Annotated in this window: 17 protein-coding genes; 10 read left to right on the forward strand and 7 right to left on the reverse strand. The window is 66.0% G+C overall.

Annotated features, from left to right (window positions below):
• Positions 1 to 48: 48 nt before the first annotated feature.
• Together ABFD52_01300 and ABFD52_01305 are read right to left on the reverse strand one after the other, a co-directional pair.
• A complete protein-coding gene (locus tag ABFD52_01300) occupies positions 49 to 861 on the reverse strand; it encodes a redoxin domain-containing protein (GenBank protein MEN6559398.1) in 813 nt (270 codons plus the stop codon).
• A 332-nt stretch (positions 862 to 1,193) separates the two neighbouring features.
• Positions 1,194 to 1,652, reverse strand: a complete 459-nt coding sequence (locus tag ABFD52_01305; protein MEN6559399.1) for a hypothetical protein — start codon at positions 1,650 to 1,652, stop codon at positions 1,194 to 1,196.
• A gap of 259 nt (positions 1,653 to 1,911) precedes the next feature.
• Here ABFD52_01305 and ABFD52_01310 point away from each other — a divergent pair, with 259 nt between their 5' ends.
• The 4 genes from ABFD52_01310 (at position 1,912) to ABFD52_01325 (ending at position 10,791) form a co-directional block, all read left to right on the forward strand.
• Positions 1,912 to 3,633 (forward strand): hypothetical protein, encoded by a 1,722-nt coding sequence (locus ABFD52_01310; GenBank protein MEN6559400.1) that lies wholly within the window; start codon positions 1,912 to 1,914, stop codon positions 3,631 to 3,633.
• A gap of 15 nt (positions 3,634 to 3,648) precedes the next feature.
• Positions 3,649 to 6,525, forward strand: coding sequence for an insulinase family protein (locus tag ABFD52_01315; GenBank protein ID MEN6559401.1), 2,877 nt, complete (start codon positions 3,649 to 3,651; stop codon positions 6,523 to 6,525).
• A gap of 84 nt (positions 6,526 to 6,609) precedes the next feature.
• On the forward strand, positions 6,610 to 9,048 hold the full coding sequence (locus ABFD52_01320) for a hypothetical protein (protein ID MEN6559402.1): 2,439 nt from the start codon (positions 6,610 to 6,612) through the stop codon (positions 9,046 to 9,048).
• A 366-nt stretch (positions 9,049 to 9,414) separates the two neighbouring features.
• Complete coding sequence (locus ABFD52_01325; protein ID MEN6559403.1) at positions 9,415 to 10,791, forward strand: right-handed parallel beta-helix repeat-containing protein; 1,377 nt, start codon at positions 9,415 to 9,417, stop codon at positions 10,789 to 10,791.
• A gap of 48 nt (positions 10,792 to 10,839) precedes the next feature.
• On the opposite strand, the gene ABFD52_01330 is transcribed toward ABFD52_01325, so the two are convergent.
• The gene (locus tag ABFD52_01330; GenBank protein MEN6559404.1) at positions 10,840 to 12,555 is read right to left on the reverse strand and encodes a tetratricopeptide repeat protein; all 1,716 of its coding nucleotides are present in this window, start codon (positions 12,553 to 12,555) and stop codon (positions 10,840 to 10,842) included.
• 224 nt (positions 12,556 to 12,779) lie between these two features.
• Here ABFD52_01330 and ABFD52_01335 point away from each other — a divergent pair, with 224 nt between their 5' ends.
• Complete coding sequence (locus ABFD52_01335; protein ID MEN6559405.1) at positions 12,780 to 15,650, forward strand: penicillin acylase family protein; 2,871 nt, start codon at positions 12,780 to 12,782, stop codon at positions 15,648 to 15,650.
• A gap of 85 nt (positions 15,651 to 15,735) precedes the next feature.
• Here the strand turns inward: ABFD52_01335 and ABFD52_01340 are convergent, their stop codons facing one another.
• Positions 15,736 to 16,221 carry a hypothetical protein gene (locus tag ABFD52_01340; protein MEN6559406.1) on the reverse strand — a complete coding sequence of 162 codons (486 nt, stop codon included), beginning with the start codon at positions 16,219 to 16,221 and terminating at the stop codon, positions 15,736 to 15,738.
• A gap of 113 nt (positions 16,222 to 16,334) precedes the next feature.
• Between ABFD52_01340 and ABFD52_01345 the strand changes: the two genes are divergently transcribed.
• The 3 genes from ABFD52_01345 to ABFD52_01355 all read left to right on the forward strand — a co-directional run bounded on the left by ABFD52_01345 (position 16,335) and on the right by ABFD52_01355 (position 21,262).
• Positions 16,335 to 17,126: a hypothetical protein gene (locus tag ABFD52_01345; protein MEN6559407.1), complete on the forward strand. Its 792-nt coding sequence runs from the start codon at positions 16,335 to 16,337 to the stop codon at positions 17,124 to 17,126.
• A gap of 110 nt (positions 17,127 to 17,236) precedes the next feature.
• Positions 17,237 to 18,181: a type 4a pilus biogenesis protein PilO gene (pilO, locus tag ABFD52_01350; protein ID MEN6559408.1), complete on the forward strand. Its 945-nt coding sequence runs from the start codon at positions 17,237 to 17,239 to the stop codon at positions 18,179 to 18,181.
• Between the two features lie 111 nt (positions 18,182 to 18,292).
• Positions 18,293 to 21,262 carry a CHAT domain-containing tetratricopeptide repeat protein gene (locus ABFD52_01355; protein ID MEN6559409.1) on the forward strand — a complete coding sequence of 990 codons (2,970 nt, stop codon included), beginning with the start codon at positions 18,293 to 18,295 and terminating at the stop codon, positions 21,260 to 21,262.
• Here ABFD52_01355 and ABFD52_01360 read toward each other — a convergent pair.
• Positions 21,195 to 21,875 (reverse strand): hypothetical protein, encoded by a 681-nt coding sequence (locus ABFD52_01360; protein ID MEN6559410.1) that lies wholly within the window; start codon positions 21,873 to 21,875, stop codon positions 21,195 to 21,197. The genes ABFD52_01355 and ABFD52_01360 overlap by 68 nt on opposite strands.
• Positions 21,856 to 22,404, reverse strand: coding sequence for an RNA polymerase sigma factor (locus ABFD52_01365; protein ID MEN6559411.1), 549 nt, complete (start codon positions 22,402 to 22,404; stop codon positions 21,856 to 21,858). Before ABFD52_01365 ends, ABFD52_01360 begins: the two co-directional genes overlap by 20 nt.
• A gap of 227 nt (positions 22,405 to 22,631) precedes the next feature.
• On the opposite strand from ABFD52_01365, the gene ABFD52_01370 reads away from it, so the two are divergent.
• Positions 22,632 to 23,945: a VCBS repeat-containing protein gene (locus ABFD52_01370; protein ID MEN6559412.1), complete on the forward strand. Its 1,314-nt coding sequence runs from the start codon at positions 22,632 to 22,634 to the stop codon at positions 23,943 to 23,945.
• A 24-nt stretch (positions 23,946 to 23,969) separates the two neighbouring features.
• On the opposite strand, the gene ndk is transcribed toward ABFD52_01370, so the two are convergent.
• Positions 23,970 to 24,371, reverse strand: a complete 402-nt coding sequence (ndk, locus tag ABFD52_01375; protein ID MEN6559413.1) for a nucleoside-diphosphate kinase — start codon at positions 24,369 to 24,371, stop codon at positions 23,970 to 23,972.
• A 145-nt stretch (positions 24,372 to 24,516) separates the two neighbouring features.
• Here ndk and ABFD52_01380 point away from each other — a divergent pair, with 145 nt between their 5' ends.
• On the forward strand, positions 24,517 to 24,822 hold the full coding sequence (locus ABFD52_01380; GenBank protein MEN6559414.1) for a hypothetical protein: 306 nt from the start codon (positions 24,517 to 24,519) through the stop codon (positions 24,820 to 24,822).
• The last annotated feature ends 10 nt before the right edge of the window (positions 24,823 to 24,832 follow it).

Consider the following 24,832-nt stretch of genomic DNA (forward strand, 5'->3'; position numbering starts at 1 on the left):
CCACCTGTTCGATCACCTGTTTAGTCGCCGGAGGGGAGCGAAAATCGGCTACTTCACCGAGTTGATGACCTCGAGAACCTTCAGGAGGTAGCCGTAGCTCGGACGGTCGACCGTGTTCTGGCCGATGTACTTGAACTGGAGGACGCCGTTGGCGTCGATGATGTAGACGCTGGGGATGTTCTGGGCGGCCTTGCCGCCGCCCCACTCGGTCCGGAAGAGGTCCAGCCGCTTGGAAAGCGTCTCCTCGCCGTCGACCAGGATCGGGAACGGCGTCAGGATCGCGCCCTTCTCGAGCGAATAGTCGCCGGGGAAGAGCTGGCGGAAGCGGTCCATGCGGGCCCGGCCCTTCTCGTCGAGCAGGGACGGATCGGCGGGGTTTTTCGTGGCCCGGATCATCTCGAGCTGGCCCGGCAGGGCCTCGAGCCAGGCCTTGATGACGTCCCGGGGATAGGGGAAGACGACCAGGATCTCGACGTTGTACTTCTCCCGGATCCTTTGCGCCTTCTCGAGTTCGGCCAGCTCGACATAGCGGTAGTTGCAGATCGTGCACCAATAGTTCTCGGCCGCCCAGCCCCGGGGAAAGAGGAGGAGGACGTTCTTGCCGCGCAGCGACGACAGCGTCAGCGCGCCGCCCTGATAGACGGGGAGCGTGAAATCCGACATGGGTTGTCCGACGACGGCCGGCTGGGGCCGGGGCTCGACGCCCGGAGCGGGCTGGGCTTGGCCGGCCGTCGCTTTCGGCCGGGGCTTGAAGACCGTCTCCTGCGCCGCGGCTCGGCCTTTGAATAGGATGATCATCGCGGCGACGGCCAGGACGATCAGGGCGACGACGAGGACGGCGGCTCTTTTTCTGCTGACCATGGGTGGGCCTCCTTTCGGGGAACGCCCCTATTAAAGAGGACCCGCCCGGCGGAGTCAAGCGCGGCGGAGCCGGGCTTCTTCGCCGGGGGCAGGATCAAGGGGCCGCACGACCCCCGAGGCCGAACGGACGATGATCCCCGCGGCCCGGTCTTTCAGTTCGGCCGGGCCGCGGGGAAACGGGAATGCGCCGGGAAATCAGAAGCGGAAATGGATGCCGGCCTGGATGCTGAAGCCGCTGAGGTCGATCTTGGGCTCTTGGACGGGGTCCGTCGCGGCGGGAGGGGTATTCGAAACCACGAACAGGCTGGCCATGCCCCCGGATTCGGGGATCGTTAAGTGTGCGCCTTGGCTAACGCAACCATTACAAAATAAATAAAATACGTTCGTTCCCGAAGCAGGCCTTCAGCTTTGGATACTGGTTTTTGCCCGCAAAAACCGGTTTTTGTACCGGCGAGCCGGACGGGCACGGCCGAGACGACCGGCTTGCCGGTGACGATCAGCGACTCCGTTCCGACCATGGTCGTCATGGTCGAGGACCGCGGGGACCTCAGGCAGCCGGCGCCCGCGCCGATGCCGATCCAGGGGGCGATCTGATAGATGACGTCGCCGCCGAAATCATAGCCGCCGTGCATCGGCTTGTAGCCGCCCGTGGTGGCAAACCCGCCGTCGGCCGCGTAGAGCTTAAGCATCTCGAACAGGCCGTCCGCTCCCGCATTGATGTCTTTCGCGGCAAGATAGCTGATAAATCGAGCCTTGCTGATAAATCGAGCCTTGGCTAACGTATCAGGCAATAATTAATAAGGATACAGCTGTTCCGGCAGGAGCCCTTCAGCTTTAGATCCGGTTTTTCGCCCGTAAAAAGAACGGATCTTCTTACCGACATAAGAAACGGAAAAATGGCCAAAAAAGAGCCGATTCAAACTGATTACCGGCCTGCCCAGATGTGCTAACTCATTTGGTGACAGCAAAATGCGTTAGCCAAGGCGAACATTGACAGACTGACGACCGAGGGCCATTATGATAACGGAGTAGGAGTAACGGAGGCCCGGCATGAGCGCGAGCGTCGGAAGGGCGCGAACAATGGAGAACCTCCGGATGCTGGCCGCCGTCCTGTCCGCGGTCAGCCTGGCGGCGGCCTGCTCGGTCTACAAGTTCAAGGACATGGACGGCCGGGCCCTGGCCGCCAAGGGCCGGCGCGGGAAGATCATCAGCGTGCAGACGGCCGACGAGAGCATCACCTTCGCGGCCAGCGATCCGCCCGCAGTCAAGAACGGGGCGTTGGTCGGCAACCTGCATCTGACCTACACCATCGACCCGCTCGATATCGCCGATATCACCGGCGGCGGGACCGGTCCGAAGGTCGTGCTGAAAGACGGCAGCCGCTTCCGGGTCGTCTCCAGCCGGGCCGAAGGCGACAAGATCAAGTGTCAGGCGGTCAAGGTCAGGTGGATCCCCCTCGACCGGATCATGCGGGCCAGGGTCCGGAAGATCAACGGACCGGCCTCGGTCCTCAAGGCGCTTGCCGGCGTCGTCGTCTTCGTGGGCGTTTTTGCCATCGACGCCGTGTTCCCCGGCGAGGATGAGGACGCCCTCGCCACGGAAGTCGAAGCCACGGTCGATGTGCTCAACTGGATGTTCAAGTCCGAAGGGGGCGGCGCGAACGGGAAGATAGGCCGCCGGGGGTCCAACGCCGCGCTCTTGGAAATGGACAAATCGTACGACACGGCCGCGGAAACGGAGTTCTGGGCCATGGAATGGACGCCCGTCGATGCCGCGCCGGACGCGGACGGCAAGCTCCGGATCCGGCTCGGCAATCCGTCCGGCGTGACGCGGGGGGTCGATGAAGCCAAGCTCGTCGTCGTCGACCATGCCCCCGGGGTGGGCGTCTTCCCCGACGTTCGTGGGGCCATGCGCGGCTGTGCCGCCCCCGTCGCCCCCGAAACGGCCACGGCCAGGAACGGCCGGGACATCAAGAATCTCGTCTCGGCCCGGGACGGCGTCTTCTGGCGGACTGCCGACGGGGAGGCGGCGCCGGCCGCGGCGCCGCCGTCACGGGACGAGATCACGCTCTCGTTCCCCCGGCCGAAGGACGCCCGCCGAGCGAAGCTCATTGTCGCCGCCGCGAATTCTTCATGGCGCGCCGAATTCGCCCGAGAGGTCAAGGCCCGGCTGGCCGCTTCGCCCGCCCCGTCTCCGCCGGCCCCGTCTCCGGGCCAGGCCGATCATAACGATCATAAGAAGAGGAAGAATGACAAGGATAAGGGTCAGGCGCCGCTACCATCGCGGCCACAGCGGCTCCCGCAGTCCCTGCGGCCCGGCTACGAGGAATGGGAGTACGGCCGCGTCCGGGTCCAGCTGCTGACAGCCTTCGGCTGGCAGACCGGGCAGGCGCTCTTGGCCGGCGGGCCGCTTCCCGCCGGCGACATGATCTATAACCTCGACCTGGACGACATCGGCACCGACAAGGTTTGGCTCAAGCTCTCCCCGCCGGCCAGATACTGGCTCGTCGACCGCCTGGCCCTCGATTTCGGCGCGGACGGCCCCGTCGAGCGGACGGACATTGACGCCGGGGACGTGGACGGCCCGGACGCGGCCGAGGTTCTGCTGGCGCTTGCGGCCGAGGACGGCACCACATTCCTCATCGGGCCCGAGGACCAGCCCGCCCTCCTGACCTTCACCCTGCCCCCGCCCAAAGGGGGCCTGGAACGGACCCTCTTCCTCCGCACCGTCAGCTGCTATGCGACGCCCCCGGCCGCCCGGACAGATAAATAGTGTATGATGGAGGGGATGAACAAGCTGCGCAGAACCCTCCTGGCCATCCTTTCGGTCCTGCTGGTCCTTTCGGTCCTGGCGCCCTTCTCGGCCGCCCAGACCTCCGCGCCCGCCGCCTCGCCCGCCATCGCCCCGGCGGCCGCCCAGACCGACCTCTACGCCCTCGACCAGAAGATCCCGGTCGATCCCCGCATCACGGTCGGCCGTCTCCCCAACGGCCTCCGCTACTGGATCCGCGAGAACCGGGAGCCGAAGAACCGGGCCGAGCTGCGCCTGGTCGTCCAGGCCGGCTCCGTCCTCGAGGACGAGGACCAGCGCGGCCTGGCCCACGTCGTCGAGCACCTGGCCTTCAACGGCACGACCCATTTCCCCAAGCAGAAACTGGTCGATTTCATGGAATCGATCGGCATGCGCTTCGGCTCCGACCTCAACGCCTTCACCGGCTTCGACCAGACGATCTACATGCTCCAGATCCCGATGGATTCGCCGGCCGTCCTCGACAACGCCTTCCTCATCCTCGAGGACTGGGCCCACAACGTGACCTTCGACCCCAAGGCCGTTGACAAGGAGCGCGGCATCATCCTGGAGGAGTGGCGGCTCGGCCAGGGCGCCGACGCCCGCATCCGTGACAAGCAGATCCCCATCCTGCTGGCCGGCTCGCGCTACGCCGAGCGCCTTCCCGACGGGAAGCCCGAGATCATCGCCAACTTCTCCTACGACACCCTCAAGCGCTTTTATCGGACCTGGTACCGGCCGGACCTGATGGCCGTCATCGCCGTGGGCGATTTCGACCGGGCCCGGATCGAGGACCAGATCAAGAAGCACTTCGGGCCGCTCGCGACGCCGCCCGGCGCCCCGCCGCGCCCCGAGTACCCCGTGCCGGACCACGACGGCACGCTCTTCGCCCTGGCCCCCGACAAGGAGGCTTCCCGGAGCGTCGTGGCCGTATACCACAAGCTTCCGGCCGCCGACCAGAGCACCGTCGGGGCCTACCGCCGCATGCTGGTCGAGCGGCTGTTCAACGACATGATCAACGAGCGGCTGGCCGAGATCGCCCAGAAGCCCGATCCGCCGTTCCTCGGCGCCGCCTCCAGCCGCGGCCGCTTCGTCGGCTCCAAGGACGCCTACGCCCTCTCGGCGCTCGTCGTCGACGGCGGCATCCCGCGCGGCCTCCGGGCACTCTACGCGGAAGGCGAGCGGGTGGCCCGCTTCGGGTTCACCGCGACCGAGCTCGAGCGCCGGAAGGCCGCGGCCTTCCGCTACTTCGAGCGGGCCCTGGCCGAGAAGGAGACCGAAGACTCGAGCTCCTACGCCGAGGAGTTCACCCGGGCCTTCCTCGAGGGCGAGCCGACGCCCGGCATCCAGTACGAATACAACCTGCACAAGCAGTTCCTGCCCGGCATCACCCTCGACGAGGTAAACGCCCTGGCCCGCGAGTGGATGACCGACCGCAACCGCGTGGTCATGGCCAGCTTCCCGGACAAGCCCTCCGTCCCGGTCCCGACCGAGGCCGGCCTGCGGGCCGTTCTCGAGGAGGTCAAGGCCCAGCCGCTCACGGCCTACGAAGACACGGCGACCGACGCGCCGCTCATCGCCCAGGAGCCGGCTCCCGGGACGATCACGGCCCGCCGCGAGATCCCCGCGGCCGGCGTCATCGAGTGGACGCTCTCCAACGGCGCCCGCGTCGTCCTGAAGCCCACGACCTTCAAGGAGGACGAGATCCTCTTCCGGGCCACGAGCGCGGGCGGCGTTTCGCTCGCCGACGACCGGAACCTCATCGCCGCCAACACGGCCGACCAGGTCGTGCCCGCCGGCGGCCTCGGCGCGTTCAGCGCCGTCGACCTGGAGAAGAAGCTGGCCGGCAAGGCCGTCGGCATCGATCCGTCGATCGGCGAGCTCGAGGAGGGCGTGTCGGGCAGCGCCTCGCCCCGCGACGCGGAGACGCTCTTCCAGCTCGTTTACCTGACCTTCACCGCGCCGCGGCCGGACCCCGTCGTCTTCGAGGTCTTCAAGTCCCACCTGAAGAGCGTCCTCGAGAACCGGACCAAGAGCCCGGAGACCGTGTTCTCGGACACCCTGCGGACGACACTGCAGCGGGACCAGCCCCGGTTCCGGCCGATGACCGTGGACGAGATCCCGCAGATGGACCTCCAGAAGTCCCTGGCTTTCTACCGCGACCGCTTCGCCGACGCGAGCGATTTCACGTTCGTCATCGTCGGCAACCTGGACCTGGCGAAGATCGAGCCGCTCGTCTGCCGCTACCTGGCCTCGCTGCCGTCGCTCCACCGGACGGAGACCTGGAAGGACTGGCGCGTGGCGCCGCCCGAGGGCGTGGTCAAGCGGACGGTCGAGAAGGGCGTCGAGCCCAAGAGCCTGACGGCCATCGTCTTCTCGGGGGATTTCCGCGACGACGCCGCGGGCCGGCTCAATATCCGGGCCGCCGCCCACGTGCTCGAGACGCGCCTGCGGAAGCTCCTGCGCGAGACCCTGAGCGGCACCTACGACGTCAGCGTCCGGCCCTCGTACGGCCGGATCCCGCGGCCGGAGTTCCGGATGTCGATCGACCTGGGCACCGACCCGGCCCGGATGGACGAGATGACCCGGGCCATCTTCGCCGAGATCCGGAAGCTGCAGAAGAAGGGGCCCGCCGCGGCCGAGGTCGCCGAGGACCGCCTGGCCGAGTCGCGCGATTACGAGACGGCCAGCCGCCAGAACGGCTGGTGGCTCGACGAGCTCGTCGAGTGCAGCCGGCTGGGCACGGACCCGGCCGGGATCCTGCGCTTCCCCGAGTCGTTGAAGCTCCTGACGACGGGCTCGGTCAAGGCCGCGGCGAAGACGTATTTCGACACCAAGCGCTACGTCCAGGTCACGTTGTATCCGGAGAAGAAGTAGCCCGGGGCGCCGTCCGCTCCGGCTCTCGGCCGCGGCGGCGCGCATTATTGACCGCCGTCAAGGCTTTCCGATATGATGCCGGCCATGTCACCCTTCGCCCCTGCCGGCCAATCCCGCCGCCCCCGCACCGCGCCGCGCACGGCGCTTCTCGGCGCCCTCCTGGCCCTCCTTTCGGCCGCTGCCGTTCCCCTGCCGGCCGCCGCGCCCCCGCCCCCGCAGGAGTTCAAGCGGCTGGCCCAGCACGATCCCGCCCGGCCGATCGCCTTCCGCATCGTGCTCGAGGAGAACGCGCAGGTCGGCGAAGTGAACTGGTCCGCCAAGGGAGAGGTGCGGTATGCCCTCCTTCCGGCCTGGGACGGCACGCCTTTCTCGTGGAGCGCCTTCGCCCGCCTCAAGGCGGGCGAGCGGCTGCCGTTCTACGCTAAGGAGATCAAGGGCTCAGGCAAGGCCAAGGACCCCGATTTCGACTATACCTGGACCGAGACGCTCCGAGACGGGGCCTATGAGTTCAACGCCAAGAACGGATCTAGCTACAGCAAGCAAGCCCCCTACGCCGACGACACGGACGCGGTGCTCGAACGCACTGCGTCCGGGGCCACCCTGAAGTTCAGCTGGATGCTCCAGACGGTCACCGAGATCGGCGCGGGCGTCCATTGCCTCGGCTTCACCGACGACGAGGCGGCCCGGCTCCTGACGTTCCGTTTCAGCGAAGACGAGATCCGGCGGGCGGCCTCGATCGTCAAGACGAACCAGGGGACCATCCAAGGCGATCCCGAGGCAGATATCAGGTACCCGGTCGACGTCCGGGCCACGTTGAGCTTCGGGCCCCCGCCCGCCGCCGCCCAGGTCACGCTGGCCGGCTGCTTCACGCTGGGAGAGGGCGGCCGGGGCCAGGTGACGGCCTCGGGCACCCCGGCGGGCGGCACCTACAGCTTCCGCGTCATTCCGCCGGAGGCGGTGAAGATCCAGTCCCAGGGCGCCGCGGCCACGCTGACCGCGGGATCGCCGGACCGGGGGACCCTCTTCGTGGAATACACCACCCCCGACGGCCAGGTCGTCGAGGCCTCCCACGCCGTGGCCTCGGTCCGCATCGAATCGGTCAACGGCGGCGCGGCCGTCCCCGAGATCCCGCTCTACGATATTGACGGCAAGAAGACGCCGGGCGTCCTCGAGGTTCCGATCAAGGTCCTCCCCGCGGATGCGGCGGACATGCTCGATTTCGTCGCCGACGACCCGGCGGTCCTGTCCCTCGCCAACCTGGGCAACGCGGTCGCCCTCCAGGGCCTGCGCCCGGGGAAGACGGCCATCCAGGCCCGGACATCGTGCGGCGAGCGGTTCGGCCCCGCCGTCCAGGTCGACGTCGTCAATTGCGACAAGGCGACCATCGCCAAGCTCGAGGAGATGATGAAGATCGCCTCCGACTCCTGGAAGGCCTCGGCCAAGGACTTCTCGGCGGCCATGGATTCCAAGGAGTTCCAGGAGTCCTCGGAGAAGATCGCGACGGCCACCGCCCAGCTGGCCCGCAAGACGGCTGTCGCCGTCGTCGGCTCGGCGGCGGGGTACGGGGAGACGGTGACGGCGGGGGCCAAAGGCGTCGCCGACGTCATCGGCAAGCTCGACGCCATCGCCGACGTCCTCACCGACGCTGTCACGGGCGCCGGGGCCCTGGACTCCGGCGTCGACGTGGCCGGCCTGGCCGCGGAGTTCTCTGGCAAGCAGTTCGCCCAGACGGTCTTCGACGCGCAGGACGTCGTCAAGGCGGCCCAGGAGTTCGGCCAGCACCTCGGCAACCTCAAGGGCCAGACCGACAGGATGGCCGAGGCGGCCAAGTGGATGGACCACTGGAACAAGATCATGCAGGACATCACCCGGCGCCAGAAGATCTGCCGGAAAACGGAGACGCCGCCGCAGGAGAAGAAGCCGCCGACCGAGCCGGAAAAGCCGAAGCCCGCGCCGAAGTCCGATCCGAAGAAGACGACGCCTCCGGCGACGACCCCGGCCACGACGCCCACGACGCCGGGCACGACGACCACGCCCGGGGCCACGACGCCCGGGACGGAGCTGCCGCCGACGCCCCCGTCCAACCCGCCGAGCCTGGTGGGGCTGCCCTTCGAAAAGAGCGACTGCGGCTGCGGCAAAACCCAGGCCATCGGCCAGACCGCGGCCGGTCTCGCCTCGGTCTCGACGGGCTTCGGCAACCTGCTGGACTGCGTCGATCGGTTCCGCACCACCGGGCTCGAGCCCTATGCCGCGACCCTGCAGGAGATGCCGTCGGTGTTCGAGAAGCTGGGAGCCGCCGCGAAAACGGGGGGCAAGGCCCTCAAGGAGGCCGCCAAGACCGCCCTGCCGTCGGTGCAGTCGTTCTCGGAGCGGGCCAAGGCCTTCCAGACCGCTGGCCTGACGTTCAACGATGGCTTCCAGGCCTGCCCGGAGTCGACGAAGACGGCGGTCAGCTACCTCCAGTCGACCAAGGACTACGCCAAGACGACCGGGAGCGCGACCACGGTCGAATTGAAAAAATAGCTTCAGCGGCGCCTCCGGCCCCGGCTGGAGCGGGCAGGCTCCTTGTGCACCTGGCGCCTGTCATGCCCATTCCAGCGATCTCCGTGTCCGGAGCGAAGCTCTTTTCGCGAAGCCCGCGATCACACCGCTTTTTCCCATCTCGAGCCCCGGCCTCGAAGATCGCGGGTTCAACGTCCGGCGCTTGACAACGGCCGGGCTGCCTTCTATCTATTGATATATCTTCTCTTGACGGGCGGGCAGCAGATTCCGCAGCAGGGCTCCCTTCGGCGTCGGGGCGCGCCGAAAAGGAGGTGCCGTGGGGGGAGGACTTCATCGTTGCGTGATCCCGAGGGGGGATTCCGTCTGTCTTATAAAAGGAGGGTGATCATGGCCAAGGAGCAGAGTGGATTCCGGCATTTTCTCTTGCCGATCGCGGCGGCGGCCGCCTTACTGGCGGCGTCTTCCGGCCTGGCCCAGGCGGCGACCTGGACGGTCGATCCGTCCATGGGGCGCCCGGCCATCCAGGCGGTCATCGACGGGGCCGCGAACGGGGACACGGTCCTTTTCCTGGCGGGCACGTACGATTGGAGCGATACGCCCCTTTCTTATAAGTGGGAAAACACCGGGGCGATCGTCATCCTGGACAAGACGCTGACGATCAAAGGCGCGCCCGGCGCGGTCCTCGTCGGCCGGCCGAGCATCGACGGCACGACCAGCCTGGCCCAAGGTATCAACGCCTTCGCCGTCATCGACCAAGACCTGAACGATGACGTGACCTTCGACGGCCTGCTCTTCCAGACCTTCCTCCGGGGGGTCCGGTGCGGCTGGCTGAGCTCCCGCGATCCCGCGAGCGGGGACGAGGTCTTTGAGCCCAATCTCCGGAACCTGACCGTCGCTAATTGCGTCTTCCGGGACATGCACCGGGAGTCCGTCAGCGTGTCCAACCTCGGGGGGAACGCCCTTGTCAGGAACAACGACATGACCGGGCCCTACATCGCCCTGTTCGTCGACTGGTACTGGAGCCCGGGCCGAGACTGGCAGTGGCAGCCCGAGGGCACGATTATCCAATGCCTGGGCAACAGGGTCCATTCCCCGGGGCTGGGCTTCTATTTCTGCCAGACCAGGAACGTCGCCGTCAGGGACAACACTGTCGCCGAGGCGGGCGCCTGGGCGATCGAGATGAACAGGGCCTACCTCGGCGCGGTCATTTCCGGCAATGTCCTCTCGCGCTGCTGGGGCGGCATCCTCCTCGTCGGCCCGGCGATCGGCGCGACCGTCGAACGCAACGAGCTCACGGACATCCTCGACCGGGGGATCAGCCTCCGGACCGACGACGCCTCGGGAAATGTCATCAGCCGGAACAGGATCGCCATGGCGGCTGGCAGCCGCTGGGCGGTGCTCAGCAACGCCAAGAAGAATTTCTACGGGCAGAACAAGGTCACGGGGGCGGGAGAGCTGGCCTTCTGCCTGTACGGGGAGGAGACCGCGGAGGGCGCCCTCGAAATCGCCCACCACGAAACCATGCAGGGCAACAATGTCAACGATTTCACGCCGGTCTATTGCCATTTCTACTTTGATCCCACGACCCATGACAACCTCGTCGTCGGCTCGGGGATGGACACGAATACCGTTTACGACGAAGGCGTCAGCAACAGGATCACGGGCGCAACCTCCGTCGCCGGGGGTATCGGGCAGGATCTGAAAAGAGCGATCCTGCTCCGTAATGACACGCTCAAGGAGGCCCGGGAGATCCTTCGCCACTGAGCCCGTCCGGTCTTTTTCCCGCGGCCGCTGCCCGCGGCCGCTTCGACCTCACCGGGGAAGGCCGAGGCGGTCGGCGAAGGCCGCGAAGCGGGGGTCGCGGGCCGCTTCGGGCGCGAGGTACTCAGCGTAGACATGGATGAAGGGGATCTGCGAGTCGCGATATCGCTCGGCCGTCGCGAGCCATTCGAAACCTTCGTCCAGGCGTCCGACCGCGGCGCACGCCCAGGCCAGGTAAACGGGGGAAATAGGACCTTTCTTGTAGTCCTCGAGGAGCCGCTCGAGCAGCTTCTCGGCCCCCTGCCGGTCGCCCTTCCTGGCATAGCAGGCGACGAGCGCCGCTTCCGCCGAGCCGGGGGAGCGGGGGAGAGGCAGGCTCTTCTCCAGCATCTTCCGGGCCTCGTCCAGGCGCCCCATCCGCATGTAGGCATTCCCGGCCCAGACGTAGCCGTACCCGAAGTTCGGCTCGATCCGGAGGGCCCTGGCGAATTCCGCCAGGGCTTCCTCGCACCGGCCGGAGATCACGCGGACGGACATGGAATGGGCATAAAAGAGCGGCATCAAGGGATCGAGCGCGATGGCGCGATCGGCCTCCGTCCGGGCCTCGGCGAACCGCCTCCTCGACACGAGAAACCAGGAGTACCAGCCCCGGGTCAACGAATCGCCGGGCTTGATCTCAAGCGCCCGGCGGAAGCTCCGCTCGGCGCCCTTCCAGTCCCAGTCGAACCAGAACTTCACGGCGGCGTCCAAAGCGCAAGCTTCGGGCAGGCCGGGATCCAGGGCCATGGCCCTCTCGAGCGCGGCCTTGGCCTTCGGGAACACCTCCAGCGGCGGCGCCGCGAGCTGGTTGGCCATGTTCACGTAGGCCCAGGCCGCGCCGCTGTGAGCCAGGGCGAAGCCGGGGTCCCGCTCGAGCGCCGCTCCGAAGAATTCCAGCGCCCTTTGCGGCGCGTCGGGCGCCGGGCGCCCCAGGACATAGCGGCCCTTCAGGTACAGGCCGTAGGCTTCCGTGTCCTCGGTGGGACGCTTGCGCAGGAGCTTCTCCTGCCCGGCCAGGAGCCTGACCTTGAGCTGCTCCAGGACGGACATCGCGATCTCGTCCTCGACGTCCAGGATGTCGCGGGTCTTGCGGTCGTACCTCTTCGCCCAGATCTTGAAGCCGTCCTCCGCGCTGACCAGCTGGACGGCCACGCGGAGGTCCTCCCCGACGACCTGGATGCTTCCCTCGAGGATGGTCCTGACGCTGAGCTTCCGTCCGATCTCCCGGATATCGACGTTCCGGCCCTTGAACCAGAAGCTGGAGGTCCGGCCGGGCACCCGGAGCTCGGGGACCCGGCCGAGGGTGTTGATGATGCTGTCGGCCAGGCCGTCGGCCACGGGCTCAGAGGCGGGACCGGGGCTCAGATCGACAAAGGGCAGGACCGCGACGGACCTGGCGTCGGCCGTTGATCCCGGCTCCCGAGCCGGGCCCCTTCGGCCGGCGACCTTGACCAGGACGAGGCCGGCGGCGATGACGATCAGCGCGGCCGCGGCATAATAGAGGATCCGGCGCCCTCCGCCCCGTTCCCGCGTCCTCTCGCGGGCCTTGTCGGCGAGCCAGGCGTCGATCTCGTCGGGGTAGGCGAAGACCCGGGCTTTCGGCGAGCCGTCGAGCCGATGGACGGGCAGCCCCATCTCGATCTCGAGCCTCTGGCAGGTCCGGGTGGTCCGTTTGAGATAGGCCGAGATCTCCTTCCAGGAAGAAAGAAACTCCCGCGGTTCCGGCATCCCAGGTTCCCTCGTCCACCAAATCATAGACGCGCTGCGGCGCAGATGTCAAACATGCGGGGATGCGACACAGTGACACAGGATGCGCCATAGAGAGACTTCTCCCTCCGGTCCGTTGACAATCGCCGCGGCCGGGCCGACCTGAGGGATCGGAGACCGGGGATCGCGCGGACGGCGGGCGCGAGCCCGGCGCGGCCGAGCCGGTCCCCCAAGGAGGAACGCTCATGAGCATCGTCAAGGCATCGATCGTCGCGGCGCTTCTCATCGTCTTGTGTGCCGGATGGTCCGGCCAGTCCCCGAGCTCCGGCCCGCCGGCCCGCATGCCGGGGCTGCGGGCGGCCGCCGAGATCGTCCGGGACCCGGGCGGCATCGCCCACATCCGGGCGGCCAACGAGCACGACCTGTTTTTCTTGAACGGCTATGTCCACGCCGAGGACCGGCTGTTCCAGATGGACGTGCTCCGGCGCACGGCCGGCGGCACGCTCGCCGAGCTCGTCGGCCCGGCCGCGCTGCCCCAGGACGTCCAGTTCCGGACGCTCGGGCTGCGCCGGGCCGCGGCCCGGTCGTGGGCGGCCGCCTCGCCGCGCGTCCGGGCGATCCTCGAGGCCTACGCCGACGGCGTCAACGCCTTCGTCGCGGGCCATCCGCTCCCGCCCGAATACGGCGCCCTCCAGGCCGGCGCGTTCGATCCCTGGGAGCCCCTCGACACGATGGCGGTCGTCAAGATCCTGTGCCTCCAGCAGGGGGTGTTCAACGATCTCGACATTCCGTACACGACCGCTCTCCTGACCTACCAGGCGGCGGGCGGCGCGCTGGGCTTCGACGGCACGAAGCTCTTCTATGACGACCTCTTCCGCTCGGCACCGTTCGAGACGGCCGCGACCGTTCCCGACGCCATGGCCGAGCCGGCCCGGGCCGCGGCCGGGGGACGTCGCGGCCCCGCCCCGTCCCCGGACCCGTCCGTGCTTGAACTCGTGAAGAAACACCTCAGGGAGACTGACGGCATAGAATTCTTCCGGGCGGCCAGGGAGGGCCGCGGCGGCGGCTCGAACGCCTGGGCCGTCGCCGGGTGCCGGACGGGCTCGGGCTTTCCGCTGATGGCGAACGATCCTCACCTCGAGCTGCCCGTCCCCGCGTATTTCTATCCGATCCATCTCTCGGCGGGGCGCTATGACGTCACCGGCCAGAGCTTCGCCGGCGCGCCCACCGTCATGATCGGCCACAGCCCCTGGTTCTCCTGGGGCTTCACGAACCCGTACGTCGACACGATCGACTATTACGCCGAACAGGTCGTGCCCGACGCGGATTCGCCGAGCGGCCTGAGCACGATCTACCTGGGCCGGGCCGAGCACATCATCCCCGTGCCCGAGACCTTCCGGGCCAGGGTCAACGGCCAGCTGGCCGTCGTCCCTCCGGGGTCGGGGATCCCCGCGGCCACCCTGATCGTGCCGCGCCGCAACGACGGCCCGATCGTCCAATTGACCCCGGCGACCGGGGCCGCCCTGAGCTGGCAGTGGACGGGGTCCGGCGCCAGCCAGGAGCTCGAGGGGGCCCTGGCCTGGGCCGAGGCCCGCACGGTCGGGGACTTCGCCCGCGGCACGCGCCTGTTCACCTTTCCGCAGAACATCGTCTTCATCGGCCGCCGGGGCGATTTCGGCTACTTCCTCGCCGGCGAGATCCCCATCCGCGAGGACCTGCAGGCCGGCGCGGTCAACGGGGCGCCGCCATGGCTCGTGCGCAACGGCCGTGGCGGCAACGAATGGCTGCCGGTCGTGAACCCGCAGCCGGACCAGGCCCTGCCCTTCGAGATCATCCCGGCGGAGGAGATGCCCCACGCCGTCAACCCGCCAGCCGGGTTCGTCGTGAACGCGAACAACGACCCGGCCGGGATCACGCTGGGGAACGACCCGCTCGCGGCGGAGCGGCCGGGCGGCGGCATCTATTACATCGGATACTCCTTCAACATCGGATCGCGGGCCGGGCGCATAACCGAGCTGCTCAAGAATAAGATCGCCGGCGGCGCCGTGAGCTTCGAGGACATGAAACGGATCCAGGCCGACACGGTCCTCATGGACGCCCGGTTCTTCGTGCCGCACATACTCGCGGCCAACGCGAACGCGGCCCGGGCGGGGGCGGCCGAGCCCCTGGCCCTGTTCCGCTTCGACCCGGCCCTCCAGGAGGCGGTGGCGCGGCTCGCGGCCTGGGACTTCACCACCCCGACCGGCATCCCCGAGGGCTATGACGCTGGCGATACGTTCGGAGGGCTTGGCTCGCCGTCATCCGCCGAGATCGCCGCGAGCGCGGCGGCGACCATCTACGCCCTGTGGCGCAGCCAGGCGGTCACGAGCGTTTTCGACGCCAAGCTCAGCCCCTACGGGCTGCCGCTCCCGTATCCCGGGACCTCCCTGGCGGACTTGCGCCATCTCCTCGAGGCGTTCCCGGCGAACCGCGGCGTCGGAGGATCCGGGATCGACTTCTTCGCCTATCCCGGCGTGCCGAGCCCCGAGGATCGCCGGGACATCTACCTGCTGCGGGCTCTGAGGAGCGCCCTGGACATGCTCGCCGGCGACGGCTTCGCCAACGCCTTCGGGCACTCGACCGATCAGAGCGACTACCGCTGGGGGAAGCTGAACCGCCTGATCTTCAAGCACCCCCTGGGCTCGATCTTCAATATCCCTCCCGCCGGCGGGGAGTTCCCGCCGCCGCTCCAGACCCTCTCCGGCATCCCCGTTGACGGCGGCTTCAATACGGTGGACCCGGCCAGCAACACCGTGCGGGCGGTCGACGAGAACTCGTTCCTGCTGGTCTACGGGCCGGTCAGCCGTTCCGTGGCCGAGGGCCGGCCGAGCGGCATCCGCGGGGTGAGCTCGCTCGCCGGCGGCGTCAGCGGCGTCCTCGGCAGCCCCCATTACTGGAGCTTCCTGCCCGGGTGGCTGACGAACACGGACTATTACGACCAGTACTTCGGGCCGGACGAGCTCGAGGGGCATGTCTCGTCCATCCTGAAGCTCGTGCCGGCGAAGAAAGATACGGCGGATCAGGATGAGCGGCCGGGCCCCGGCGGCCGGCGCCCGGCGGCGCGTCATGCGTCATGACGAGGCCGCACGCCGCCGCGGATCGACCGGGGCCGCGGCGCCGCCGGTTTCAGGCCCGCCTGTCCATTCGGGCCGGCAAGCCGATTCAGCGGGCCTTTCCGGGCGGGTCGGGCTGGGGCGAGAGCTTCAATAGGGCCTGGCGGTCGAAGATGCGGAGCGACGGGAACTGGATCGTCGCCGGGAGCCAAGTCACCTCGTCGTCGATCTTGATGTAATCGCCGGGAGGGACGTCCTTCAGGGCCTTGCCCGAATCGCCGATGATGGCCGCGGCGCTCTTCAGGACGCCGTTGAAGCCGGTGGCGATGAACTTGCCCTTCGGGTCGCGGATGCCGCAATCGCCCAGGATGCCGACCTCGTCCGGCTTGGCCTCGGCCTTGCCCGCTTTCTTGAAGGACGTGATCGTGAAGACGTAGCCGGCGGGGGTCGTGAGCTTGAAGCTTCCCGGCCCGAGCGTCTCGGCCTTGGTCCCCTTGGGGATGGTGATGGACCGGCCCTGAGCCGCCGCGGTCCCGGCGATCGCAAGGGAGAAGGCGAAGGCCAGGACCAGAAGCAGGACGGACCTCTTTTTCATGGTTCCTCCTTCTTTCTGCTGCTGAAGGCTATGCTTGACTTCAATATAGGTCCGCGCCCCCGGCCAGTCAAGCCGGGCGGAATCAGCGAGGATATCATCATCAGGAGGATTCGATGCGAAAGATAAAGATCCGGCTTATCTCGGCGGCTGTTGCCGGGCTCCTGCTGGGCGCCGGGGCCTGCCATAGTCCGACGGCGCCCGGAGCCGACGGGATGTCCGGGTTGTGGTTGCTGCCTTTCGGCGGCGGCACGGTGGCGTCCTTGACCCAGAGCGGCGGCGCCGTTTCCGGCTTCGCCCACGTGATCGACAGCCCCGTCACGTGCTGGGACCAATATGACCGCCTCGACGTGCGGGGGTCGATCGGCAAAGACAACTCGGTCAGGCTGACCTTCGGCGGGACCTTCCCCGTCGAGATGACCGGCGTCCTCTCTCCCGACGGGACGGTCCTCAACAACGTCCATTCCATCTCGAGGTCCTGCGCTCCAGGCGGCTATCCCTGGGAAGAGACGGCCGCCACGCCTGGGACCAGGATCGGATCGATCAGCGGAACGTACGAGTTCCGGTTCGAGGTCGACGGCGCGGTCCGGAGCTTCACGGCGACCCTCTCCCATCCCATGACCATCGGCCCGGCCGGCGAGATTCCCGTGACCGTCAGCGGCTCACTGGGATCCGGCTGGCCCTGCGCCCCCCGCGCCGTATCCTCGAGAGACTTCTACATCATGGGCTATCGGCTCCAGGGCATGCTCCTGATCGACGCCGGCTCCGAACTCATGTTCGTCGAGGTCAAGCCCGCCTCTTCCCAATGGAACGAATTCCAGGGGACGTTCAGCGGATCGTGGAATCCCCAGGCACGGGAGTGCGTCGAGGGATTCGACAACGGCTCGGTCACGCTCACGAAACGCTAGCCGGCCGCTCGGCGGCCGGGGAACAGGCGAGCCGGGGCTCGGGCGGCAAATCCGCCGGCAGCCGCGACTAAAATCAGGTAAGCACGATCGACCGGCCTGGAAGCTCGCCCATGATCCGAAAGACACCGAGCCCGCTGATCCTGGGCTTTTGCCTGGCCCTGGCGGCCTGCGGCTCCGGGCCCTCCTCCTCCGGCCCTTCCTCGTCCGCCCGGGACGAGGCCGCGACCCTCGAACGGAGGGTTGAGCACATCGAGGACCTGCTGGCCCGGCGTCCCTTGGCCGCCCGGGTCTTCGACGATCTCATCTCGGCCCTGCCGGACCGCGTTTGGCTGACGGATGTCGTCTGCGACGCCGGGAAGGTCCGGATCAAGGGGGCTGCCTGGTCCAACGACCTTCTGGCGGATTACATCTCCCGGCTCGGCGAAAGCCCGTCGCTCGAAAACCTGGCGCTTGGCGCCTCCGTCTTGAAGACCGTGAATGGCCGGGAGCGGGCGGAATTCTCCCTGGCCGCCGCCGTCCGGGAGGAACCCCCCGGCGCTCCGGCCCCGGCCGGCGCGCCCCTGACCTCGCGCCTGGAAGAGCTGGAGAAGGATCTGCCGGCCCGGCAGGACAGTTCAGCCATGCTGCGGGAGATCCAGCTGCTCACCCTGGATTCGGGGCTCCGGATGACAAAGTTCGCGCCTGGCGCCGGGGTCCCGGGGGAATTCACGACGGCGCTGCCCGTCGTTATCGACGTCACCGGCAGTCCGAGCGAGCTCAGGCGCTTCCTCCGCGGTCTGGCCGGGCTTCCCGGCCTTTGGGTCGTTGAGCGCTTTTCGGTCAAGACCGTTTCCCCGGACGACCCGCGCTCACCCGTGCGCGCCTCCGTCTCGGCGCGCGCCTACGCCAAAAGCCGACCCGGGGCCGCTTCTCTGATCACGATCTCCTCTTCGCTATGGGCCATCTGCGGCCGATCGGCCGCAGAGCCGGGACCGTCCTTCGGGCCCGGGCCGCCGCGCCGAAACGACCCGCGCGTGAGAATTTATCCGACGGACAAGCGTCTTTCTCTCACGTAAGGGCCATGATCTCGTTTTTTCGCATCGGGCCTTCTCAGTTGATTCGCCATGGCCTGGTTCGTATAATGATCGCGAGATTTGTTGGCTTATAAGGGGCAGGAGGGCTCCAGGATGCGCCTGGCGGTCTTCGTTTCCTTAGGCCTCCTGTTTTTTACAGGCAGCCTCCCGATACCTCCGGCAGAGCCGGAAAAGCCGTCATTCGAAAGATCGCTTGCCCATGCAGGGGAATTGCGTTCTCAAGGCGATTTCGTCCGGTCTTTCAAGGCCATGCAACAGGCGCTTTCCATCGCCTTGCGGGACCGGAAGCCCTCCCAGCAAGGCAAGTGCCTGATACGGATGGGCCTCCTCAAGTGGGACCTTGGCGAGATGGCCGAATCCGCCTCCAGTTTTAGCGACGCAAGGGCGGCCTTCAAGGCGGCCGGAGATCTGAGGGCCCAGGAATTCTGCGCCACTTGTCTCGAGGTGATCCGTCTCTACAAACAGGGCAAGGAAGACCGCAAGGCCGGACTATTATATCGTTCAGTCGCCCGATTCGAAGAGGCGTTCTCCCGTGGCCGTGAGACCGGCATGCCGGATTTCGAGCTTAAGTGCCTGCGCCAGCAATCCCTGGCATATCTGGACCTGCGCCAGTTCGACCTTTTCTTGAAGAACAACAAGAAAGGGTTGGAGATCGCGACGTACATCTCCCATTCTGCCGAACAAGGCCGCTGCCTGAACAACATCGGGGTCTATCATCAATGGCATAATGATTATTCGCGGGCCGTTTCGCATTTCGAAAAGGCCCTGGCCGTATCGAACGCGGCCGAGGATCCGGCAACGGAAGCCGAGTGCCTGAACAACCTCGGACTCATCTATCGGGAACTCGACAACTTCGAGCGGGCTCAATTCTATCTCGAGCGCGCGCTGGCGCGGGATCGGTCAGGAGGGGACCCGAACGCCGTCGTTATGGATCTCGTCAATATCGGAGCGGTGCTCTTGAGTCGAGGGATCGAGGAGCACACGAAGGACGACCTGCTCAAGGCGCTCGAAATTTTCAGGGACTGCCTGCGACTTCAGGATCTGAAGACGGCGGATCGCCTCGTCATCTTTGTGATCCTCAATAATATGGGTATCATCCGTAACGAACTTGGCGATCCCGAAGGGGCCCGACGCCACTTCGAACGGGCGGCGGAGATCCTCGACCCCGCCAAGGATATCCTGGAACGGTGCCAGGCGCAGATCAACATTGCGGCCTCCTATCTGCGCGAGCAAAACGTCGAACAAGCGTTGTTCCATTTCCGGAGCGCGTTCGACATCGGCGCCAAAGGATCATCTGAAAACGTCCTGATCGAAGCGTCCGTCGGGCTCGGTCAATGCTACGAGAGGATGCACGACGGCCTGTCGGCCCTCTCGTTCTATCGGCGGGCCATCGAGACCATCGAGACGATGAGGGGCCGGATCTTGAGCGAAAGCGCGTCGATCGGCTTCGCTCGGAACAAGCTCGAACCCTATGAAAGGTCGATCCATATTCTAGCCGACCGTTACGTCGCGCGGCCTTCTCTGGGAGGACTCGACGAGATCTTCAGCGTTATCGAAAGAGCCCGAGCCCGAGCCTTCCTGGAAAGCGTCAACCAGGCCCGTTTCGATCTCCCGTCGTCCGGTTCCCCGACATTGGCCGAGCGACAACGGGCCATCTCCGGGAATATTGCCAGATTAAGGACGGCGGCAGCCGATCCTTCGAACGCCCCGGAACTGCGGCAGGCCATGAAGCAGGAACTCGAACTGGAGGAAGAGAAGTACGTCCGCTTGATCCAGGAAGCGAAGGCTGCCGGACGACCCCGGGACCTTCGATGGCAGACCCCCCTTGACCGGATCGACGTTGTGCAGGGATTGCTTGCGAGCAGAGAAGCCCTGGTTCTGGAATATTTCCTGGGCGAGGAGCGCTCCTATCTGATCTCGATCTCTCAAACGACGGCGGCCCTTCATCTTCTCCCGGGGCGGCGGATGATCGAAGGATCGTTGAGAGCCTATCTGAAATCGATCGCTGACCGTTCGTTGGATCCGGAGACCGGATCCAACGCCGCCGAGAGGATCGGGAGCGATCTTATCCCGGTCGAACAGGAGATCCGATCGGTCCGGACCGTAATTGTGATCCCCGACGGCATCCTCCACTATCTCCCTTTTGAGACCCTCAAGATACGGGACGGTAACGGCTCGAGATACCTCGTCGAGGAGACCTCCGTCGCCTATTGTCCGTCGTCCTCGGCGCTTGTCGCTCTCGCGGGATCGGGCTTGCCGCTGCGGCCGAGATGGAAAAAGGAGCTTCTGGCCGTCGGGGGGGTGACCTATCAGGCCGGCGACAGGCATGATCGCCGGGCTTCAATAACCAGCCGTCTTTCCGACGAACCGATCGATTTCGAGGAGGGGATTGAATACCCCTCGCTTCCGTTCAGCCGGAAGGAGATCCTGGATATCTCACGGGTTTTCCCGGCGGATACGGTAGACGTATTGACTGGTGACGCCGCGACCGAAGCGAACGTCAAAATATGGCCCTTGACGGAATACCGGATCATCCATTTCGCCTGCCATGGATTCCTCAACGAGCGCTATCCCTTCAGGTCGGCCCTGGCCCTCTCTCCCGGAGGTAGCCCGGAAGAGGACGGGTTTCTTCAGATGCGGGAGATCTACGGGCTGGACGTAAACGCCGATCTCGTCGTTTTGTCAGCTTGCCAGACAGGGCAAGGCCTGATGGAGAGATCAGAGGGCCCCATGGGCCTATCTCGCCCGTTCTTTTTCGCCGGCGCCCGCTCGGTCCTCGCTTCCCTTTGGCCGACCGACGACGCGGCCAGCCGGGCCTTCATGTCCGATCTCTATCGGGCGATCGCCGACGGCTCGTCCGCGTCTGAGGCTCTCAGCCGCACGAAAAGAAAGATGCTGAGGAGCTCTCAATGGGCTCATCCTTTCTATTGGGCTGCCTTCATGTTGCAGGGAGATCCTTCGACCGCGGCGTCGGCGACCCGGCATCCCCTTGATCCTACCGGTGGACGACGAAACGGAGCAGCCCGGATTCCGCGCACTTGGAACCACGGAGATAAGACGTAACCATCCAAAAATAAGCCTGCCCGGGGCGCAGCCTTAAAGCGATCTCGGACGGGAGTCGCGCCTGAAGATCCTGGATCTTATCGCTGGTCCAAACCGGCAGCAGGTTTTCGTCGAAAAGCTCGACAACGTAATATTCTGAACCTGGCTTGGCCTGCCAACGAAATATCGCCGGGGACGAAAGTGCGAGTCCTTGTTTGGGTGAGAGGAGGGAGATCTCCGCGGAGGCCAGTTGGCGCGTCCCGGAAACCTCCGCCTGATGCCCGATAACGAGGAATGAATAGACGATAAGGCTCAGGCCGAGCAGGGCCAGGGCCCCCTGCCAGAGAGCGGGATATCCCAGCTCCTTCCCGATGTCCTCCGGCTGCGATGCGGAGTCGGCTGTCGGGTCCGAGGAGGTCGTTCTCTGGTGCTCGAAGAACATCATGAATTCCTCGCGGCACATCTGACATGCGGAGATGTGATCGACGATCCTCTTCTTCTTGCGGACGGAAGCCGTAGGCTCGAAGGACCTGGCGATTTCCCGGGGGGACGGACACTTCTTGCGTCCTGAAGGCCTGCGGGAAGATGCGTAGGCCTTATAGGTTTCCCGGAGATCAGGATGATCGGTCTTCATTGCGCGTTTCCAGATCTTTAAGGGATTTCCGTATGTCGGCGAATCCTCTGTAGAGGAGGTTCCGGGTCTTGTCCAGGCTCCAGTTCATGTAGGAGGCGATCTCCTGAATGTTCAGATTGAGGAGGTAGAGCTTAACGACCTGCCGCCGAGAATCCATGAGCTGTTCGACGGCCCTTCCGACCGTCTCTTCAAAAGCCCTCTTTTGGATGCCTTCGCCGTTATAGGGGATGCTCCGCTCTGAAATGTGCTTCTGCCTTTCGTGGAGATAGAGCGAATCGTCCCTGCGCCGTTTCCTAAGTTGGTCGATGACCGCCGAACTGATTATCCTCCTGATATAGGACGCAGGGCTGAGAATCGCCCTTTCACTGCAGATGAGCTTCCAGATCCTGATCTTGACCTCCTGCAGGATGTCTTCCGGGTCAAGACCGTACTTCAGAAGGTTAAATCGTTGGACCTGGAAGTTCATATAGGGAGCATAGGCATCGAGGATCTTTTTGAATTTCTCTTCCCTTTGACGAGAAAGATCCATCCGAGCGTCCCGCCTGTCGCTGGTTCTTTTAGATATTCTATAAATAAAGAGCGAAAATGATACAAGAAAATTCTCACGGACGGAAAAAAGACTCTCGATTCTTGAAAATACCCATATCCCGGGTTGCTTCAAACGGGACCGCGCCGGATCCGGCCCGCCTTGACTCCCCCGGCCGGATGGATAAAATAGCATTTTACCAAGGACTTAGGCATCCTGGGGGCCGCGGCGTGAACGAGTTCTCCAAGGAGAATCTTCTGCGCTCCTGGAAGGAGATAGCCGCCTACCTGGGCTGTGACGTCCGGACCTGCCACCGCTGGGAGGTCCAGAGGGGCATGCCCGTCCATAGGGCGGAGGGCTCAGAGACCAAGTCCCCCGTTTTTGCCTACAGGGACGAGCTCGACCGCTGGTTCCAGGAAACCTTCACGGCTTCGAACAACCGCAAAGAGAAGGCGCGCGGGCTCCCCGCCTGGGCCAAGTGGGCGGCGGGGGCCGTCCTGATCCTGGGCCTGGCCGGGGGATCTTGGCTCCTGCTGGGGCGGCGGACCAGGCGGCAGCCGGCAGACTTCTCCATCGAGGGCTCGGTCTTCATCGCCCTGGACAAGCAGAAGCGCGAGCTTTGGCGCCAGGACCTCAAGGTGCCGGACCTCCAGAGCGAGGACTATTACCGGCAGAACTTCCAGACCGTCCACAAGGACGGCAATATCCTGCCCGTCCTCTGCATCGGGGACATCGACAAGGACGGCGACAGCGAAGTCCTTTTCGCCCTGCGGAGGAAGAGGGACCAGACGGGGGAGGGAATCCTGTACTGCTGGGACCGCCGGGGCCGGGAGCTTTGGAAGTTCGCCGCCGGCAGCGAGCTCAAGTGCGGCCCGACGGTCTTTTCCCCGGACTACCGCATCGTCGGCATCTTCCCCCACGACGTCGACGGCGACGGCAGGCTGGAGATCGCCGTCGAATCGTTCCAGGCTCCCGAATGGCCGTGCCAGCTGGCCCTGCTCGACTCGTCGGGCCGGAAGACGGGCGAGTTCTGGAATGCCGGCTATCTCCGGGAGGTGGCGTTCAAGGACATCGACGGCGACGGCCGCGAGGAGCTGATCGTCGTCGGGGTCAACAACGAATTCCAGGGCGGCTGCTTGATCGTCTTCGACACGCGGCGCATCGGCGGCGGCTCCCCGCAGACCGGCAGGTTCGCGTGCGACGGTGTCAGCCCGGGCACGATGCTCTACTACGTGACCACGCCCTATCCCGACGTCGCGAAGGTTCTCAACTTCCGGGTCGAGGGGTTCGGGCTGGTCGAGATCACCAACAACAATTGGATCAGGGCCTCGACCGCCAGCGGCCTGATTTGGGAGTTTGACTTCGACCTCCGGTGCGTCCAGGTCACCTGGGGGCACACCTTCGAGATCCATCACGACGAGGGCGTCAAGGCGGGGACCCTCACGAGCGTCCTCGGCGACGGCTACGCCCGGATGCTCCGCGAGGGCGTCCGCTGGTGGAACGGCGCGGAGTGGACGGCCGAGCCGTCCATGGTCCGGCGCTGACGCCGCCGCCCCGCGCCGGGCCGCCTATTTCTTGAAGAAGTAAGCGATCTCCCACTCCGCCGTCTCGCGGGCGTCCGAGCCGTGGACGGCGTTGCGCTCGATGGAGAAGCCGTAGGCGCGGCGGAGCGTGCCCGGCTTGGCCTGGGCCGGGTCGGTGGCGCCCATCGTCTCGCGCCAGCGCTTGATGGCCTCCTCGGCCTCGAGGACCATGATCACGGCCGGGCCCGACGACATGAATTCGCACAGGCTGCCGTAGAAGGGCTTGTCCTTGTGGACGATGTAGAACCCCCTGGCCTCGTCCGCGGTCAGGTGGACGAGCTTCATCCGGACGATGCCGAAGCCCTCCTCCTCGATGCGGCTGACGATCTTGCCGATGATCCTCTTCTTCACGGCGTCGGGCTTGATGATGGCCAGGGTCCGTTCCATGGGGCGCTCCTTCGGGTCAGAATCCCCCCGATATTACGTGTCTTCAGGCGGGGAGTCAACCGGACTGGGCGGCGCAGCCGGCCTTGACAAGCGCCGGCTCCGGACTTACCATCGGGCCATGGAGAATGAAAAAATCGGGAAAGCGGTGAAAAGACGGGAGATCCTGATGCTGGCCGGGACCGCGGCGGCCTTCTGCACGTCCTTCGGCTTCCTCCAGGGGGGACAGACCCAGCACAAGAACGAGCTGACGGCCGTGCACAAGAGCGAGCTGCAGCGCTGGAGCCAGGCCCAGATCAAGTGGTACGCGGGCTCGACGCTCCTGCACTCCGAGGCCATCCCGGCCCAGGTCGCCAAGCGCCTGGCCGCCGACGCGAACGAGGTCGTCGAGCTCAAGCTCTTCCAATCGGGCCGGATGGTCAAGAACCTGGGCACGATCCAGGGCAAGTTCTGAAGACGGGCCG

It is taken from the genome of Acidobacteriota bacterium, assembly GCA_039683095.1.
Lineage (GTDB): Bacteria > Acidobacteriota > Aminicenantia > Aminicenantales > Saccharicenantaceae > RBG-16-66-30.

What these genes read in the sequence shown, in the direction of transcription:
- ABFD52_01300 (MEN6559398.1), bottom strand. Translation starts at nt 861, where the DNA reads ATGGTCAGCAGAAAAAGAGCCGCCGTCCTCGTCGTCGCCCTGATCGTC.
- ABFD52_01310 (MEN6559400.1), top strand. Translation starts at nt 1,912, where the DNA reads ATGAGCGCGAGCGTCGGAAGGGCGCGAACAATGGAGAACCTCCGGATG.
- ABFD52_01315 (MEN6559401.1), top strand. Translation starts at nt 3,649, where the DNA reads ATGAACAAGCTGCGCAGAACCCTCCTGGCCATCCTTTCGGTCCTGCTG.
- ABFD52_01320 (MEN6559402.1), top strand. Translation starts at nt 6,610, where the DNA reads ATGTCACCCTTCGCCCCTGCCGGCCAATCCCGCCGCCCCCGCACCGCG.
- ABFD52_01325 (MEN6559403.1), top strand. Translation starts at nt 9,415, where the DNA reads ATGGCCAAGGAGCAGAGTGGATTCCGGCATTTTCTCTTGCCGATCGCG.
- ABFD52_01330 (MEN6559404.1), bottom strand. Translation starts at nt 12,555, where the DNA reads ATGCCGGAACCGCGGGAGTTTCTTTCTTCCTGGAAGGAGATCTCGGCC.
- ABFD52_01335 (MEN6559405.1), top strand. Translation starts at nt 12,780, where the DNA reads ATGAGCATCGTCAAGGCATCGATCGTCGCGGCGCTTCTCATCGTCTTG.
- ABFD52_01340 (MEN6559406.1), bottom strand. Translation starts at nt 16,221, where the DNA reads ATGAAAAAGAGGTCCGTCCTGCTTCTGGTCCTGGCCTTCGCCTTCTCC.
- ABFD52_01345 (MEN6559407.1), top strand. Translation starts at nt 16,335, where the DNA reads ATGCGAAAGATAAAGATCCGGCTTATCTCGGCGGCTGTTGCCGGGCTC.
- pilO (MEN6559408.1), top strand. Translation starts at nt 17,237, where the DNA reads ATGATCCGAAAGACACCGAGCCCGCTGATCCTGGGCTTTTGCCTGGCC.
- ABFD52_01355 (MEN6559409.1), top strand. Translation starts at nt 18,293, where the DNA reads ATGCGCCTGGCGGTCTTCGTTTCCTTAGGCCTCCTGTTTTTTACAGGC.
- ABFD52_01360 (MEN6559410.1), bottom strand. Translation starts at nt 21,875, where the DNA reads ATGAAGACCGATCATCCTGATCTCCGGGAAACCTATAAGGCCTACGCA.
- ABFD52_01365 (MEN6559411.1), bottom strand. Translation starts at nt 22,404, where the DNA reads ATGGATCTTTCTCGTCAAAGGGAAGAGAAATTCAAAAAGATCCTCGAT.
- ndk (MEN6559413.1), bottom strand. Translation starts at nt 24,371, where the DNA reads ATGGAACGGACCCTGGCCATCATCAAGCCCGACGCCGTGAAGAAGAGG.